The organism is Inquilinus sp. CA228 (assembly GCF_052078665.1).
Classification (GTDB): Bacteria; Pseudomonadota; Alphaproteobacteria; order DSM-16000; family Inquilinaceae; genus Inquilinus.
On the sequence record NZ_JBQJIK010000209.1, the window covers coordinates 1 to 525 of the forward strand.

At 73.1% G+C, this 525-nt stretch carries 1 protein-coding gene; it reads left to right on the forward strand.

Going from position 1 to position 525, the window contains the following annotated elements; genetic code table 11:
- On the forward strand, positions 1-525 hold a 525-nt coding region (locus tag ACTOWL_RS38040), incomplete at both ends, for a hypothetical protein (protein WP_441326494.1).

The following is a 525-nucleotide window of genomic DNA, read 5'->3' on the forward strand; positions in this document are numbered from 1 at the left end:
GGCGGCGATCTGCTGGGCGGCGATCTGCTCGGCGGCGTGCTCGGCACGGTCGGCGGCCTGCTTGGCGGTCTGCTCGGCGGCGATCTGCTCGGTGGCGACCTGCTTGGCGGTCTGCTCGGCGGCGACCTGCTCGGCGGCCTGCTCGGCACGGTGAACGACCTGCTCGGCGGCATCCTGGGCGGCGACCTGCTGGGTGGCGACCTGCTCGGCGGTGACCTGCTCGGCGGCGTGCTCGGTCTGGTCCAGGGCCTGCTGGGTGGCGTTCTCGGCGGCGACGACCTGCTCGGCGGCCTGCTTGGTGGCCTGCTGGGCGGCGAAGACCTGCTGGGCGGCCTGATCGGCGCGGTCGAGGGCATCGTCAACGGCCTGCTCGGCGGCGACCTGCTGGGCGGCGAGCTCAGCGGCGACCTGCTGGGTGGCGTGCTCAGCACGGTCGAAGGTCTGCTCGGCGGCCTGCTCGGCTCGGTCCTGAACGTTGTCGCTGTGGGGTCGAACTCGCTGGCCAACATCGTCGGTGATGCGGTC